Origin of the sequence: Streptomyces sp. NPDC051576, from assembly GCF_040681835.1 — a bacterium.
Lineage (GTDB): Bacteria > Actinomycetota > Actinomycetes > Streptomycetales > Streptomycetaceae > Streptomyces.
In genome coordinates this window covers 275,454-291,074 of the sequence record NZ_JBFAZO010000012.1, presented here as the reverse complement: position 1 = coordinate 291,074, position 15,621 = coordinate 275,454, and the positions used below count along the sequence as shown (strand labels likewise).

The 15,621-nt window shown below is 68.7% G+C and carries 18 protein-coding genes, 1 tRNA gene and 1 pseudogene; 17 read left to right on the top strand and 3 right to left on the bottom strand.

Translation table 11 applies throughout. The features are described from left to right. Positions 1-261 precede the first annotated feature (261 nt). The 14 genes from AB0M63_RS34945 (at position 262) to AB0M63_RS34880 (ending at position 11,299) form a co-directional block, all read left to right on the top strand. Positions 262-552, top strand: a complete 291-nt coding sequence (locus tag AB0M63_RS34945) for a hypothetical protein (protein ID WP_366022206.1) — start codon at positions 262-264, stop codon at positions 550-552. After that, positions 549-1,148, top strand: coding sequence for a hypothetical protein (locus tag AB0M63_RS34940; RefSeq protein ID WP_366022152.1), 600 nt, complete (start codon positions 549-551; stop codon positions 1,146-1,148). Before AB0M63_RS34945 ends, AB0M63_RS34940 begins: the two co-directional genes overlap by 4 nt. Next, the gene (locus AB0M63_RS34935; protein ID WP_366022151.1) at positions 1,145-2,005 is read left to right on the top strand and encodes a protein spdB; all 861 of its coding nucleotides are present in this window, start codon (positions 1,145-1,147) and stop codon (positions 2,003-2,005) included. Before AB0M63_RS34940 ends, AB0M63_RS34935 begins: the two co-directional genes overlap by 4 nt. Further along, entirely contained in the window at positions 2,005-2,829 is an 825-nt protein-coding gene (locus tag AB0M63_RS34930) for a phosphoadenosine phosphosulfate reductase (protein ID WP_366022150.1), read from the top strand. Before AB0M63_RS34935 ends, AB0M63_RS34930 begins: the two co-directional genes overlap by 1 nt. A gap of 82 nt (positions 2,830-2,911) precedes the next feature. Continuing rightward, on the top strand, positions 2,912-5,140 hold the full coding sequence (locus AB0M63_RS34925; protein WP_366022149.1) for a cell division protein FtsK: 2,229 nt from the start codon (positions 2,912-2,914) through the stop codon (positions 5,138-5,140). 141 nt (positions 5,141-5,281) lie between these two features. Beyond that, positions 5,282-5,533, top strand: a complete 252-nt coding sequence (locus AB0M63_RS34920; protein ID WP_366022148.1) for a hypothetical protein — start codon at positions 5,282-5,284, stop codon at positions 5,531-5,533. A gap of 22 nt (positions 5,534-5,555) precedes the next feature. After that, positions 5,556-5,810 carry a hypothetical protein gene (locus tag AB0M63_RS34915; RefSeq protein WP_366022147.1) on the top strand — a complete coding sequence of 85 codons (255 nt, stop codon included), beginning with the start codon at positions 5,556-5,558 and terminating at the stop codon, positions 5,808-5,810. A 13-nt stretch (positions 5,811-5,823) separates the two neighbouring features. After that, the gene (locus AB0M63_RS34910) at positions 5,824-6,018 is read left to right on the top strand and encodes a hypothetical protein (protein ID WP_366022146.1); all 195 of its coding nucleotides are present in this window, start codon (positions 5,824-5,826) and stop codon (positions 6,016-6,018) included. A gap of 20 nt (positions 6,019-6,038) precedes the next feature. Then, complete coding sequence (locus tag AB0M63_RS34905; RefSeq protein ID WP_366022145.1) at positions 6,039-6,506, top strand: hypothetical protein; 468 nt, start codon at positions 6,039-6,041, stop codon at positions 6,504-6,506. Positions 6,507-6,524: 18 nt separating this feature from the next. Then, positions 6,525-6,815, top strand: a complete 291-nt coding sequence (locus AB0M63_RS34900; RefSeq protein WP_366022144.1) for a hypothetical protein — start codon at positions 6,525-6,527, stop codon at positions 6,813-6,815. 89 nt (positions 6,816-6,904) lie between these two features. Beyond that, entirely contained in the window at positions 6,905-7,792 is an 888-nt protein-coding gene (locus AB0M63_RS34895; RefSeq protein WP_366022143.1) for a bifunctional DNA primase/polymerase, read from the top strand. 2 nt (positions 7,793-7,794) lie between these two features. Then, positions 7,795-9,270 carry an ATP-binding protein gene (locus AB0M63_RS34890; RefSeq protein ID WP_366022142.1) on the top strand — a complete coding sequence of 492 codons (1,476 nt, stop codon included), beginning with the start codon at positions 7,795-7,797 and terminating at the stop codon, positions 9,268-9,270. A gap of 480 nt (positions 9,271-9,750) precedes the next feature. After that, positions 9,751-9,966 carry an excisionase family DNA-binding protein gene (locus AB0M63_RS34885; protein WP_366022141.1) on the top strand — a complete coding sequence of 72 codons (216 nt, stop codon included), beginning with the start codon at positions 9,751-9,753 and terminating at the stop codon, positions 9,964-9,966. A gap of 85 nt (positions 9,967-10,051) precedes the next feature. After that, complete coding sequence (locus tag AB0M63_RS34880) at positions 10,052-11,299, top strand: site-specific integrase (RefSeq protein ID WP_366022140.1); 1,248 nt, start codon at positions 10,052-10,054, stop codon at positions 11,297-11,299. 1,263 nt (positions 11,300-12,562) lie between these two features. Here the strand turns inward: AB0M63_RS34880 and AB0M63_RS34875 are convergent. The 3 genes from AB0M63_RS34875 to AB0M63_RS34865 form a co-directional block, all read right to left on the bottom strand. After that, a tRNA-Cys gene (locus AB0M63_RS34875) sits at positions 12,563-12,634 on the bottom strand. Positions 12,635-12,748: 114 nt separating this feature from the next. Beyond that, positions 12,749-12,970: a helix-turn-helix transcriptional regulator gene (locus AB0M63_RS34870; RefSeq protein WP_355913188.1), complete on the bottom strand. Its 222-nt coding sequence runs from the start codon at positions 12,968-12,970 to the stop codon at positions 12,749-12,751. Next, positions 12,970-13,440: a DUF2975 domain-containing protein gene (locus tag AB0M63_RS34865; protein WP_366022139.1), complete on the bottom strand. Its 471-nt coding sequence runs from the start codon at positions 13,438-13,440 to the stop codon at positions 12,970-12,972. Before AB0M63_RS34865 ends, AB0M63_RS34870 begins: the two co-directional genes overlap by 1 nt. A 142-nt stretch (positions 13,441-13,582) precedes the next feature. On the opposite strand from AB0M63_RS34865, the gene AB0M63_RS34860 reads away from it, so the two are divergent. The 3 genes and pseudogenes from AB0M63_RS34860 to AB0M63_RS34850 all read left to right on the top strand — a co-directional run bounded on the left by AB0M63_RS34860 (position 13,583) and on the right by AB0M63_RS34850 (position 15,530). Then, positions 13,583-15,046: an MFS transporter gene (locus AB0M63_RS34860; protein ID WP_366022138.1), complete on the top strand. Its 1,464-nt coding sequence runs from the start codon at positions 13,583-13,585 to the stop codon at positions 15,044-15,046. Between the two features lie 22 nt (positions 15,047-15,068). Continuing rightward, positions 15,069-15,266: a hypothetical protein gene (locus AB0M63_RS34855; RefSeq protein WP_355913196.1), complete on the top strand. Its 198-nt coding sequence runs from the start codon at positions 15,069-15,071 to the stop codon at positions 15,264-15,266. Next, a pseudogene (locus tag AB0M63_RS34850) lies at positions 15,263-15,530 on the top strand (death-on-curing protein). The gene AB0M63_RS34855 and the pseudogene AB0M63_RS34850 overlap by 4 nt, the downstream one beginning before the upstream one ends. Positions 15,531-15,621: the final 91 nt, after the last annotated feature.

Genomic DNA, 15,621 nt, shown 5'->3' with positions numbered 1-15,621 from the left:
ACGCCAGTTCCTTGAGAACTCAACAGAGTGCTTTGAGAACGACGGGGTTTGACCCCGTCCCCGTGACGGCCGGGTGAGGTCCGTCGGCCCCGGTATCCAGCCGCGAGGGCGCGGAATCGACTTCCGCCCGGGGTCACTTGGCCCGCCGTGACATGCGGCGTTGGCCCTTTCCCCGGTCGCGGCGGCACTCCCGGACAGGACAGCCCGCCGCGCCGGATCTCCCTATCCCGACGTACCTGAATGGAGAGATCCACCATGCGTATGCGCACTTTCGTCGCCGGCCAAGAGGCGTACGGCGACCTGGAGTTCGCGGAACTGGCGCTCGGTATCGACGTCGACCTGTTCCGGGGCCCGCTGGAGTTCGAGACGGACGGTGAGCGTGCCGCCCGTGAGGACGCGGCCCGTGACGTCCTCGCCGAGCTGGTGGTGATGGGCGACGCCGGTGACGAGATCGCCGGTTGGGACGCCCTGTACGCCGACGCGTTGACCCGTACGGTGCCGTTCCTGCGCTCCGCTCGCGGCCGGCAGTCCGGGGTGGGGGAAGCGGCATGAGGACCACCGCCCCCGCCCCCGAGACGCTGGCCGACCACACCGGCAAGCCCCGCCCGGTACTCGCCATGCCGCTGACCTACGAACAGGCCCGGTTGGGCATGGCCTTTCATGAAGCCGGCCACGCGGTGCTGTCCATGTCCTACGGCATGCACGTCATCACGTCCGAGGTGATCGCGTGGGAGCCGGAGCCCGGCATGTGGGCGGTCACCGGCAATACCGCGCATCAGACGCAGGACACCTCGCCGTGGCACTTCGCGGCGCAGTGTGCGGCCGGCGAACTCGCCCACGTGAACTACCTGATGACTTACGGCCTGTGGACGCCGGAGCGGGCCTTTGCCTGCGCGGCTGAGCATGACCGTGAGCTGGCCATCGACGTCCTGCGCCAGTTCGGCTACCGCCTCGGTCGCACCCGCGTCCCCGAGGGCGGGAAGTCGTGGGGCATGGTGCGCGGGATGGCGCGGCGCAAGGTCGGCCACCTGTGGCGCGAGATCCGCACCGTGGCTCACTCCATGGACGCGAACACCGTGCTGAGCGGCGATGAGATCGCCGACCTCACCGGCATGGTCAACCCCCGGTTCGAGGGGGGTGCGGCATGAAGGCCAAGACCGTACTGCCCGCCGTCGCGATGACGGCCGTGTCCATGGTGCTCACCTTGGCCGTGGTCATGATGTGGCTGGGTGCGGCCGTGCCGTGGCCGGTCGCCCTGGTCGTCGGTCTGGGGATCGACGGGGGTTGGCTGGCCACCCTCGCCTATGAACGTCGCCTCGCGGCGCAGGGCGACCACAGCCGCGTCGTCACCGGCGTCGGCTGGTTCTTCGGACTGATCGCGGCCGGTGTCCTGGTCGCTCACGCCCTCACCGCCGAACAGTCCGCCGGCGCGTGGCTGGCCGTGGCGTGGCTGCCAGTCGCGGCCAAGGCGCTGTGGCTGGTTCACGGGCTGTGGGAGCGCACCGCGCTGACCCCGGTCGCGTTGGACGCGATCCGGGGCATTCAGCAGGAAGCGCGCGATGAGGCGGCCGTGGCGCGTGCCCGGCTGCGGGCAGACGCGGCGACTGAGGAGACCCGGCTGACGGCCGTGACGGGGGCCGGTGCCCGCGTCGCACGCGTACAGGCCAAGACCGCCAAAACCCTCTCGCGAGCGTGGTCGACGCTGGAAGAGGCCCGGCAGGGCGAGGACACCGGCAGGGCGCTGACCAGCGTGACGAGCCGCGTCACGCCCGGCGTCACACCGGTCTGGGAACTGCCCGTGTGGGGTCCCACTGAACCGGTCCCCGCGCTCTCTCTGGAGTCGGGACCGGCCCTCACTGACGCGGCGCTTGAGGCACTGGTGGACGGGATCACCCACAGCGAGGACCCGGCCCTCTCCTACCGCGAGATGGCCACCCGCTTTCGCCAGGCGGGTCATTCCGCCTCTGAGGTCCGGTTGCGGGCCGCGTGGAAGCGGGTTGCCTGATGACTGCGGTGAGCGCGACCCCGGTCAAGACGTTCAGTTTTGGCGGCGGGGTGCAGTCGACGGCCGCGTTGGTCCTTGCGGCGACGGGGGAGCTGGACTACGGCACGTTCCTGATGGCCAACGTCGGGGACGACTCCGAGCACCCCGGCACGCTGGCCTATCTGCGCGAGTACGCGATCCCCTACGCCGAAGCGCACGGTCTCGAACTGGTGGTTCTGGATCGGGTGATGAAGCGCTCAGGCGAGGTCCGCACCTTGTATCAGGACCTCACCCGCGAGGGCTCGCGCTCCTTGAAGATCCCGGTACGGATGTCGAACGGGGCCCCTGGCACCCGCTCGTGCACGGCCCAGTTCAAGATCAAGGTCGTCGGGGACGAACTCAAGCGCCGTGGCGCGAGCAAGGATGCGCCGGCCACGGTCGGGATCGGCATCAGCCTGGACGAGATCCACCGGGCGAACAAGCGGCGCTGCGAGCCGCACGAGGTCATCGAGTACCCGCTGCTGGAACGCGGTATCCGCCGGATCGACTGTGCCCGGATCATCCGTAGCGCGGGCCTGCCCGTGCCGCCGAAGTCCTCGTGCTGGTTCTGCCCCTTCCACCGGCCGGAAACCTGGCACGACATGCGTCGGGACGAACCCGACCTGTTCGAGCGCGCGTGCCAGCTCGAAGAACTCCTCAACCGCCGCCGTGACGAACTCGGCAAAGACCACGTGTGGTTGACCCGGTTCAACCGGCCCTTGCGCAAGGCGATTCCGGACGGCGTGGACACCTTGCCGTTCGACGAATGGGACTCCGGATGCGACTCCGGATGGTGCATGACCTGACCTGTTCCACCCCTGCCGGGCCCGGCCGCCCACCTTCCACAGCAACCGGCCGGGCCCCAACTCCCGAAGGAGTACGTACATCGTGACCGAGACCACCACGTCCACGCCCGCCGGGGACCCGGAGGACACCGAACAGGCGACGGCCGCCGTGCTGCCGTTCCCGCTGAAGAAGAAGACCGACCCCGACCCGACCACCCCGAGCGAGGGCGCGGTGAAGCCGGGGGAGTGGGAGGCCGAACTCCCCGACACCGACGACTACGAGGCCGAAGGGCTGACCGACGGGGCGCCGGTCGACCCGCCGAGCGAGGTCTACCCGCCCTCGGTCGCGGAATGGATGGAGGCCAGGGACAAGGCCCGTCTGCCGGTGCTGCCGGACTGGGTGAAGCTCCCTGACCAGCGAACGGCCGTACGCAAGTGGGCCGTCCGCCACTACTCGGCTGTGATCGGCTATCACGCCGTTCGTCTGCCCTGCATCTACACCCCGAAGGTGCTGTGGTACTCGCCGCGCGGCGCGTGGCGCTGGTCGACCGCGATCGGCCGGTGGGTGTTCGACGCGGAGGGCAAGACGCTGCGCCTGGCCTCGGTGGCGAACGAGGACGCGGCGGAGTACCTGAAGCTGTCGCGGCAGCGCAACGACCGCGTCCGGCTGCGGGGCATCGTCGCCTTCCTCGCCGGAGTCGTCGGCCTCACCGCCGCCCTGACCGTGTTCGTCATGGCGCCTTCGTGGCTGCTGTTGCTGGCCATGACCACGCTGACCACCACGCTCGGGGCGGTCGGAGCGCCGGCGGACCGGCCGCTGATCGACATGGCCAAGGTGACGTTCCGCAAGCGACGGCTATCCAGTGACATCGTCATCCGCGCGCACGAGGCGTCCGGGCTGACCACCAAAGACCAGACGATCGCGTTCCCCCGCCCGATCGGCCGGGACGGCGACGGCTGGCGCGTGGTCGTGGATCTGCCCTACGGCAAGACGTTCGAGGACGCGGTGAAGGCTCACGCCCGGCTCGCCTCCGGCATGGACATCGCCCCCACTCAACTCTTCCTGGACAAGGACGAGACGAGCGGACGTCGGGTGTCGTACTGGATCGCCGACCGTGACCCGCTCGCCGTCCCGTCGGGCAAGTCCCCGCTGCTGGGGGCAACCCGGGTCGACTTCTGGAAGCCGTTCCCGTGGGGAGTCGACGAGCGCGGCAACCCGGTCATGGCCACGATGTTGTGGCTGTCGCTGCTGGTCGGCGCCGTCCCGCGTCAGGGCAAGACGTTCTCTGCCCGCACGATCGCGCTGGCCGCCGCGCTGGACCCGTACGTGCGCCTGTACGTGTTCGACGGCAAGGCGTCCCCGGACTGGCGGAAGTTCGCGCTGGTCGCGCACCGCATCGGGTTCGGGATCGTGCCGAAGAACGGGTTCGACCCGGTTCAGCACCTGCTGACCTCGCTGCGGGAACTCAAGGCGGACGTCGAAGACCGCTACCACCGGCTGTCCGAACTGCCGCTGCACGTCTGCCCGGAGGGCAAGCTCACCCCGGAGATCAGCCGGGACAAGAAGCTGAACATGCCGCTGACCCTGTTCGTGGTGGACGAGGTGCAGGAGTACCTGACCCACCCCGAGCACGGCAAGGAGATCCTCTCCCTGATGGTCTACCTCGCCCGGGTCGCCCCCGCCGTCGGAGTCTCGGTGATGACGTCGACGCAGAAGCCGGACGACAAGGCCTGCCCCTCGGAGTTGCGTGACCAGCACCAGGCCCGCTTCGCCCTGCGGGTCGGCGCCTACCAGGTCTCCGACGTCATCCTCGGCGCCGGCTCGTACAGCGAGGGCCTGGACGCGTCCAAGCTGCTCAAGTCCCACAAGGGCGTGGGCCTGCTCAAGGGCATGTCCGACGACTCCGGGATCGTGCGCACCTACCTCGCCGACGGCCGCGACGCCGAACGCATCCTGAGCCGTGCCGCCGCGCTGCGCGAGGCGGAGGGCACCCTGTCCGGCGACGCGGCCGGCGAGGCCCCGGCCCCGGAGACGTCCGCGACGATCCTTGACGACGTCGCGGCCGTGCTCGGCAAGGGCGAGGCCAAGGTGTGGTCCGAGACCATCGTCGACCGCCTCGCCGACCTGCGCCCCGACGTCTACGGCCCGTGGGCCGAACTGGACGCCAAGCCCAAGGCCGAAGCGCTCACCGCCGCACTCAAGCCGTTCGGCATCGGCACCATGCAGATCAGCCGGCGCATCGACGGCGAACAGGTCAACAAGCGCGGCATCAAGCGCGACGACATCGCCACCGCGATTACGCAGCGCAACGAAAAGCGGGACGCCGGATAGGTTTCACAGCCTGCTACCGGTAGCGGCATGCGTCGCTACCGGTAGCAACCCTGCTAGCGACCCAAACCGCCCCTGATCAGGCCGCTAGCACGTAGCGGCCCACCTGCGGAAACCCCCTTCAATCCCTCTGAGAGGCCTCTGATGAGCCTTGCAGCGCCCGCTACCGCATTCCTGCTGAACGTCACCCTCGGTTACGTGGTCACGTGCTGGCTGAGCCCGTTCGGGGACTGCCGCAAGTGCGCCGGCATGGGCCACGAACTCAAGACCGACCGCAAGGGCAAGGCCAAGCGCGGCCGTGACTGCCGACGCTGCCAGGCCACCGGCAAGCGCATACGCGTCGGCCGCTGGATCTACAACCGCGCCGCGCGCACCTACCGCACCGGCACCCGCTGACCACCTCGGAGGAGCAACCGCCATGCGTAAGGCTCTCGCCGCTGCCGTCGCGGTCATCAGCGCCGTCCTGGCCCTGACCGCGTGCAGCCCGCAGTACGCGCCCGGTCCGGCCGGGACCGTCACCGACCGCAGTGCCACCTACTACAAGTCCGGCGGCTGGCGCTACCAACTCACCGTCACCACCACCGACGGCCAGCGCCACGCCTTCCGCGTTACCCGGCACGACTACAAGAGCTGCTTCCACGGCTCCGCCTACCCCACCTGCACCCACCGCTGACCCAGGAGGTTCCGTGACCCTCACCATCCCCCTTGTTCTGCTGCTCGCCGTCGTCGTCGTGATGCTGCTGCGCTTCCGCGCGGTCGGCGCCGGCGCGCTGGTCGTCGTCGCGCTCTTCGGCTTCTACCTCGCCCACACCGGCGCGGCCGACACGGTCAACCAACTCGTCACCGCCTTCACCGACGCCGTGCCCGGCATCAGCCGCTGACTCGAAGGGAGAGACGCACCGTGAACGAACCCACCGCGTACGGCCGCCCGGCCGGACACGAGACGGCGGCCGTCGAAGTCCACACCCCCACCCCGATCGTCCCCGCCCACACCGCGCCGCTCATGCCCATGCAGCCGGGCACCATCCCGTCCGTGGCGAGCATCGTCCTCCCCGATGGACGGATCGTCACCGGGTACGCCATGGAGCCCGCCAAGCCCGAACCGGTCGCCGTCAAGCCGGCCGTCTCGCGGACGGCGGTGAATATCGCGCTCGGGGGAGTGGGGTTCCTCGCGGTGTGCGGCGGACTGCTCATGCTCACCGCCTTCATCACCGCCCTGACCGCCTTGATCACCCAACTCGTCATCCTCGCCGCCGTCATCTTCGGCGGCTGGATCGCCGTGCAGGTCTTCAGCGCGGGCGGGCACCGGGGCGGGACCACGGTCAACATCCGCAGGGCCGTCATCAAGCGGAACAAGTTCTACGGCTGACAAGGGAGGACAACACCCATGATCCGACTGCGCATTCAGGTCGCCCACTGGCCCCGCAGGTCCCTGGTCCTGACCGACACGCCCCGCACCGACTGCTCCAACTGCGAGGGATTCGGGGGCATCGAGCACCCCTACGGTGACCACAACGGCGAGTACGCCGGCAGCGACATCGAGTTCTGCGACTGCTGGAACGAGTCCCGTCGCTGGCCGCTGATGCCCCTGCCGCGCCGGCCCCGGTGGCTGCGTCGCCGCGCCAACAGCCGCGACCCGTGGGGGCCCGACGGCTACAGCAACGAACCGCCCTTCTAGCTCTGCCCGTGGGCGGCGGCACTCCCGGACAGGACAGCCCGCCACCCACGGTCTCCGATCCCGACGTAGCAGAACAGGAGACCTACAGCATGACACCTGACTGCAAGGCCCGGCGGCACGCCGACGGGAATCACTCGGACGGGAACCACCTGCGTAGCGCGCTGCACCTCGCGGCGGCCGGTGTTCCGGTCCTGCCCCTGCGGGCGGGCAAGGTCCCGTTCGGCAACTGCCGTACGTGCAAGGAGAATGCGTGCGGTGGACGGCCCAACATGAAGGCGGCGGGCCCCTGCCGGTGCGCGGCGCCGTGCCACGCGTGGGCCGCCGCGACCACCAACCCGCACACCCTCACCTCGCCGCAGTGGGCGACCGCGTGGCGTCGGGCGGCGGCGGTCGCCTACCACCCCGGCGGCGCCGGGCTGACCGTCGTCGACCTGGACAACGCGACGGCAATCGCATGGGCCCGCACGGCACTGCCCGCCACCCGGACTGTGCCGACGACCCGAGGTGAGCACTGGATCTACCGGGGCGTCATGCCGTCCGCCAACGCGGTGCGGCTCGGCGTGGACATCAAGTCCCTTATGGCATACGCCCGTTGGCTCGGATGGGGAAGCGGTGCCATGGCCCCTCTCCCGGACTCTGTGCGCTCCCTGGCGCTAACGGACCGTCCGGCGGCCCGTAGGGCGCCACAGGCCGTCTCAGCACCCTTGGGAGGCCAAAGCGGGGTGTGCCGCCATCGCTCGCCCGTGTTCCTGGACCGTGGGATCGCGATGGCGGAGCAGAGCATCACCGGCGCCCGGGAGGCGGTGCACGCGACCGTCTACCGGACGTTCCTGGCGGTGCTGTCCACGCACGGGCGGTGTGGCTGCCTCACGGACACGCACGTCGCCCGGCTGTTCACCGCCGCGCAGGCCAAGGGTGAAACGCCCCGGCACTGCACGGACGCGTGGACCAACGCCCTCACCACGTTGGGACTGTGACCATGTCCGACGACGAGAAGACCCCCGCCCGCGCGATCATCACCGACTACGCGCAGGCCCACTTCCGGTACTTCCGCACCCCGGACGGGACCGTGTACGCGCAGAAGAACGGCCAGCCCATCGCCCGCCCGATCCGCTCCCAGGGCACCACCGGCAGTCACCGCCAGGAACTCATGGTCGGCCTCTACCGCGACGGACGCGGCGCGTTCAACGGCAGCGCGCTGAAAGAGGCGTTGGACCTCATCGAAGCACTCGCGCTGACGGAGGACGTGCAGCCCGTGCACATCCGCGTCGCCCCCGGATTCGACGGGGCAACCTGGCTGGACCTGGGACGCGACGACGGGCAGTCCGTGCGTATCCACCCGACCGGCTGGGACATCCTCACCCCGGACCCGCAGGAAGTGTGCTGGCGTCGCACCCAGCTCACCGGGGAACTCCCCCTGCCCGTCAAGGACACCAACGGCAAGGGCATCGACCTGCTGATGCGGCTGTGCAACTTCGCCGGCGCGGAAACCGAGTGCCTGGCCATCGCGTGGCTGATCGGCTGCCTCGGTCCGTCCGTCCCAGTGCCCGCCCCGTTCCTCACCGGCCCCCAGGGCGCGGGGAAGTCGACCGGCGGGCGGATGCTGGTACGGATCATCGAGGGCATGAGCGGCGATCTGCGTCGCGCTCCGAAGGATGAGGAGAACCTGATCGCCGCCGTGGCAGCGGGATGGGTCACCGCTCTGGACAACCTCTCCCACATGACGCCGGACCTGTCCGACGCCATGTGCTGCATCGTTACAGGCGCCGAAAGCGTCAAGCGTGCCCTGTTCACGGACGGGGACGTGTTCCGCGTCGGCTACCGCCGGCCGTTGCTGCTGACCGGCATCGACGTGGGCGTCATCCGTCCCGACCTTGCGGAACGGCTTCTGCCGCTGCGCCTGGAACGGCCCCGAGTGAGGCGAACTGAGGCCGAACTGTGGGCGGAGTACAAGGAAGTTCTGCCCGTCGTGCTCGGGTCCTTGCTCGACCTCACGGTCAAGGTCCGCGCTGTGGACGCGGAGACGCCCACCGACCTGCGGATGGCGGACTTCGCGCACCTGTGCGCGCAGCTCGATGCGGCGACCGGGCTCGGAGCGCTGGCTGCGTACCGGGCTCGGCTGGACGACCTGAACGACGACGTGATCGAGGGCGACCTGTTGGCACAGACCGTCCTCAAGCACGCCGAGACAATCGAGCCGGGCACGGCGGAGCGGATGACGTCCACGGAGTGGCTCAACTGTCTCAGCCAGCGCTACAGCGGCGACGACTGCCGCCCGCTGCCCAAGGGGTGGCCGACCACGGGCAAGGTGCTCTCCGACCGTCTCAAGCGCCTACAGCCCACCCTCGCGGCCCGAGGTGTCCTCATCGACACGGGCCGCACCAGCGAGGGCCGGTACCTGGAAATGACCCGCCCCGCCCCGGCGCCCCCGCACGAGCAACAGCGGATGTACTGACCCGCGCTCCACACGCTCACGCGGACAAGCAAGAAGAGCACCACGCGCCTCGCCCGGGGTGCTCTTCTTGCTGTTCGGCGCAGCGCGCCGCGCCAAGGTCGCGCCGCGCAGCGGCTCCTTCTTCACGTTCTGAGCGAGGCGGCGCACTACAGAAGACACCCTCCTCTCTCTTTGTCCTAAGAGGGGGAGACGCTGCGTCATCTGCGTCATGCGAGTCGGAAAACGGCCCTTGGCCTGGGCAGACAAGCATGACGCAGACGGCCGTGCCTGCGTCATCCTGCGTCACCTGCGTCATGGGCCGCGTCACCGATGACGCACCCATGACGCAGGCCTTGCCCCCTGCGTCACTCAAAGCCGCAGGTCAGAAGCCTGAATGACGCGGATGACGCAATGACGCAGAAATCCTCACCTCGGACAGACGCGCCATCCGCCACCCCGCAAGGCCCCCAAGCCCGCTCCTCGCCCCTGGGAGATCTCCGCATGGACACGGCCCCTGCCAACGCAATCGACGACACCCTCGTACTCCTCAAGGTCGAAGAGGCCGCCCGCCGCCTCCGAATCGGCCGCACCACCTGCTTCCAGCTCATCCGCACCGGACAACTGGAGTCCGTCATGGTCGGTGGACTTCGGCGTGTCCCCGCCGACGCGCCGGCCGCGTACGTGACCCGACTCCGTACCGCCCACCAAGCCGCTTGACGACGCCCGGGGCGGCGGCACTCCCGGACAGGACAGCCCGCCGCCCTGGTCTCTATCCCGACACACGAGAAACAGGAGTCTGCCTGTGGCAGAGGACAAGAAGAAGCGCACTCGGCAACCCAACGGCCGAAGCTCGATCTACTTCGGTAAGGACGGCAAATGGCACGGCCGTGTCACCGTCGGTGTCCGCGATGACGGCACGCCGGACCGCCGTCATGTCGAGCGTAAGACGCGCGCCGAAGTGACGTCCGCTGTAAGCGAGTTGGAGAAGCAGCGTGAAGCCAAGACCGTGCGGAAGCCCGGCAAAGCGTGGACGGTCAAGGCGTGGCTGACGCACTGGGTTGAGAACGTCGCGCCCCTCGCCGTCAACGACAACACGATGGTCGGGTACCGCGTGGCCGTTCGGAAGCACCTTATTCCCGGTTTGGGGGCCCACCGTCTCGACAGGGTGAAGCCGGAGCACATCGAGGTGTTCTACGCCAAGATGCAGGCCAACGGCAGTAAGCCCGCGACCGCTCACCAGGTGCACCGCACCTTCCGCGCCGCGCTCAACGAGGCTGTACGGCGGGGGCATCTCGGCAAGAACCCGGTGCTGTTGGCCAAGGCGCCGAAGACGGGGGATCACGAGGTAGAGCCCTACACCGTCCAAGAGGTACAGCGGCTGTTGAAGGCCGCCGACCAGTACCGCAACTCGGCACGGTGGGCCGTTGCCCTCGCGCTCGGTCTGCGTCAAGGGGAGGTGCTGGGGTTGCAGTGGGTGGACGTGGACCTTGACGGTGGGTTCCTCATGGTCCGCCGTAGCCGCCACCGGCCGCAGTACGCCCACGGGTGCACCGAGCCGTGTGGACGCAAGGCCGCCGGGTACTGCCCGCAGAAGCGACGGACGAACCCGGAGTTGACCGTCACCAAGTCGCGCGCCGGCCGCCGCGCGGTCGGCCTCCCCGAACAGCTCGTTGACCTACTCCGTGCGCACCTCAAGGCGCAGGAAGCCGAGCGGGAAGCGGCCGGGAAGCGTTGGGAAGAGAACGGCCTGGTCTTCCCGGATGAACACGGCCGTAGCCCGTCCCACCGTCGCGACTGGACTGAGTGGAAGGATCTATTGGTTAAGGCGAAGGTGCGCGACGGTCGGCTGCACGACGCGCGCCACACGGCCGCCACGGTCCTGCTGATCCTCGGTGTCCCCGAGCGTGCCGTCATGGGGCTCATGGGGTGGTCCACCACGGCCATGGCCGCGAGGTACCAGCACATCGTCGATGCCGTGCGGTCGGGTGTCGCGAAGCAAGTTGACGATCTGATCTGGAAGGCGGAGGAAGGTCCCTCGGAATCTGCCTGAGCGAAAGTTATACGAGGCCGGGGCGGCCGTCCAGACCTCGCCTCGGCCTCTGCTCCCATAGCTCGGTGGCGCGGTGAGGCCGAGATGTATGTCAGCGAGCGAAAGCTGCGCAATCGATCCAACCAAGCGGCACATGCGCGTAGCGCGTATGTGATGGACTGACACCGTGAGGGGCTTGGAGGGCTTGATTCGTGTGATGCGACGTGGCGCTGCTGGAGCGCGCCGTAATGTCGCCTGGGTCCGTCGTGGCGCCCTGCTTTTGGCCACCGGGATGGTTGTGTTCGGAGCCTGGGTTGTCTTTCAAGACCGCCCATCTGATCCGCCTCGAAACCCTGATTTTGTTGGACTCAGCACCTGGTGCACGGAAGGCGCGAGCGTCGGTATATCGGACTACTCGATCGTCGTGGTCGTCGCTGGTCGCGGATATCAATTCAACGCCAGCTTTAACATAACTCGGCAATTCTCGGGTGAGGGGTCCTGTGTTATCGCAACTCTGATACCTGACGACGCTGCCAACGTGCACTTGACTGGGTTCACCCGAGAGCAAAGCGTTGATCAAGGCCCCGCGAAAGGTGATGCTGCGGTGCTGCGTGTCAGCGCTGGAGAAAAACTGAAGGATGACTACGCTGAAATAACCTACACGACACCGCATATTCGGCGAGTCGGGTGGGGGAAATACTCTTTCCATCTGCCGGGTGCGAAGCCGCAGGGTCCCGGGCCGGTGGCAGTTCCCAAAGACCTGCCCGTTGCTCGATATCGTGCCGTAACTTCCGGTGAAAATTTGGCTGTTCAGTGCCAGGGTGAAGATGAACCCCAAGAGGCGTATCCTGACACCGCCGAGCGGACTGCGCCCAATGTGGTCGTGTGGGATCACTTGGAGCAGGACTCTTTTGTGGGCGTCACCTGCACAGACGAGCAGACACGTTTCTGGGTCGATCACTCGACGGACTTGATAGTCCTCGGAGTGGGCGCGATTCTTGGACTTCTTGTGGCGCTTGAGTCTTCTAGGCCCTCACGACGGACTCAGACGGCAGCCGGTAGGCAACTGCCAGTTCGGACTCAAGCCTCTGGTGGCCGAACTGCATCGCGGAGGGCGCGGTGGCTTGTGGTTGCGTTCATAGCCGGTGTGATTGCCCTTTGGCGTCGCCCCAGGAACTGAAGGTTGCTGAGCGGGCAAACTGAGACGGCAACTGAGACGGACGACCAAAAGGGCGACACTCCTCCTGGAGTGTCGCCCTTCCGTTTTTCCTGGTCAGGCACTTGAGGCCGTGGCGGGAATCGAACCCGCGTAACTCGCTTTGCAGGCGAGTCCCTGAACCACTCGGGCACACGGCCGTGTTTGGTGAGTTGACCGTAGGGGCGGGAGGCAGGCTCGGACAAGAGTGCCGGGGCTGGTGCAACAGGACTGCCATACCGCGTTCATGAATGAGGATGAGGGAGGGCACTCCGTCATTCGCCCGCCGTGTCCTCCGCCTCCCAGCGCAGCAGGTCCCCCGGCTGGCACTTGAGGACCTCGCAGAGGGCGGCGAGTGTCGCGAAGCGGACCGCCTTGGCGCGGCCGTTCTTGAGGACCGCCAGGTTGGCGGGGGTGATACCGACGCGGTCCGCCAGTTCGCCCACGGACATCTTGCGCTTGGCCAGCATCACGTCGATGTCGACGGCGATCGGCATCAGATCACCTCGTCCAACTCGGCCTGCATCCGCGCCGCTTGGGCGAGCAGCATCCGCAGCACGAGCACGATGAGCGCGACCCCGAGGATGGCCACGCCGACGCCGGCCATGATGACGGTGACGCCCGGGTCGTCCCGCTGGCCCGGTGCGTTGATGCCCGTGACCGCGAACCACAGCAGGGCCGCCGCCACGATCGCGCGGATCATCATGTCCACGTACCGGAAGGCGCCGCGGGAGAAGACGGTTCCGTGCCGCACCATCGTCACCAGCCGCCATACGCAGACCAGGGCGACCTGGGCCGTCACCATGCCCAGGATCGTGATCACGCGCAGCGGGGTCAGCGGCAGCGAGCCGTCCTCCGGGTCGTTCCCGCTGACCAGCGTCCACACCATCCCTGCCTGCACGAACACCGTGCCGGCCAGCACCACCACGAGCACGGCGCGCAGCGCACGCACTGTCAGTGTTCCCACGGCTTGTCCTTCCATCGAGTTGCGATGGGAATCTATCGAATGTCGATAGGTTGGGCAAGCTCGGTCGTACGACCAAGGTCTCAGTGGTGGGCCCTTCTTTCGACAGGGGTCAACCTGGCGGATGGGTCTTACGCTGGCCCCCATGACCGTCCTCGAACCGCGTGACGCCGCTGTCACGGATACCGCCACCGACCTGACGGGCGAATGTCGCGAGGGGGTGCTCGGGCGGTCGTATCGGGCGCTCAGCGTCGGGATCGTGTCCGTCGTGCTGCTGATCGCCTTCGAGGCGACGGCGGTTGGGACGGCCATGCCCATCGCGGCTCGGGAGCTGGGCGGGGTGTCGCTGTACGCGTTCGCGTTCTCCGGGTACTTCACCACCAGCCTGTTCGGGATGGTGTTCGCCGGGCAGTGGTCGGACCGGCGGGGGCCGCTGGGGCCGTTGACCACCGGGATCGGTGCCTTCGCGGCCGGGCTGCTGGTGTCGGGGACCGCCGGGGTCATGTGGGTGTTCATCCTGGGGCGGGCCGTGCAGGGGCTCGGGGGCGGGCTGGTCATCGTCGCTCTGTATGTGGTCGTGGGACGGGCCTATCCGGAGCGGTTGCGGCCCGCCATCATGGCCGCGTTCGCGGCGAGTTGGGTCGTGCCGTCCGTCGTGGGGCCGCTCGCCGCCGGGGCGGTGACCGAACAGCTCGGCTGGCGTTGGGTGTTCGTCGGGATCCCGGTGCTCGTGGTGTTCCCGCTCGCGCTCGCGCTTCCGCAGATACGGCGGCGGGCGGCCGGGCCGGTGGTGAACAACGGTGCGTCGCCCGCTTCCTTCGACCGGCGCCGTATCCGGCTCGCCCTCGGTATCTCCCTCGGCGCCGGGCTCTTCCAGTACGCCGCCCAGGATCTGCGGTGGTTGTCCGTCGTCCCGGCGCTCCTCGGAGTCGCGCTGCTCGTGCCCGCCGTGCTCGGGCTGTTGCCGCGCGGTACGTACCGGGCGGCGCGCGGACTGCCCTCGGTCGTGCTGCTGCGCGGGGTGGCCGCGGGGTCGTTCATCGCGGCCGAGTCCTTCGTGCCGTTGATGCTGGTCACCCAGCGGGGGCTGTCGCCGACCCTGGCCGGGTTCTCGCTCGCGGCGGGCGGCGGGACCTGGGCGCTCGGGTCGTGGGTGCAGGCGCGGGCGCGGGCCGAGCCGTACCGGGAACGGCTGATGACGTTCGGGATGGTGCTGGTGGCCGCCGCCATCGTCGCGGCGCCCAGTGTCCTCATCCATACGGTGCCGGTGTGGACCCTGGCCGTCGCATGGGCGTTCGGCTGTTTCGGGATGGGGCTGGTGATCTCCTCCACCAGCGTGCTGCTGCTCCAGCTCTCCGCTCCGGCGGAGGCCGGCGCCAACTCCGCCGCGCTGCAGATCTCCGACGGGCTGTCCAACGTCGTGCTCCTCTCGGTCGGGGGCGCGGCCTTCGGGGCGTTGGGGGGTGGGGCGGTGGCCCATGCGGGGAGCGGGGCGAGTGGGGTCTCCGGTGCGCATCCGGGCGCGTTCGCCGCGGTGTTCCTGCCGATGGCGGGGGTGGCGTTGGTGGGGGCGTGGGTGTCCACGCGGGTGCGGGCCGGAACGAAGTAACACCGCCCGGTACCGTCGGCATATGGCCAGGCTGAATCTGCGGTTCACGGACGGGGAACTCGACGCGCTGCGCGAGCGCGCGGTCGCGGAGGGACGCAGCATGCAGGCCTTTGCCCACGACGCTGTGATGGCTGCCATCGGCGAGCACGCCAGGCTGTTCGACGAGGCGGCCCAGCACGTGCTGAAGGCCGGCGCCGAGCTGAACCGGAGGCTCGCCTGACGCACTACCTCCCGCTCCCCGAGCAGCTCGACCTCGGCAGGCGGCTCCGGACGGAGGAGGTGCGCGACCACGGCCTCCTCGACTCGGCGCTCGTTCACCCCCAGTTGAGTGTCGTAGGGCAGGACGCCTGTCCGGACGGGTGGCGGAAGGCCGCCGTGCTCATGGAGTCCCTCGGACGAGGCCGAGAAATCCGTGCTGGACGTCTGCCAAGGTGCCCTGGACGTGCCCAGGATCGCCGCCCAGCTGCCGCGCTTCGCGCGCTGACTGTGACCTCAGTCCCATCCCCCTCACCCCCGGCGCAGTCCGCCCGCCCCCACACCACCCCGCCGGTAGGGTGGCCCGGTTGTCATACGTA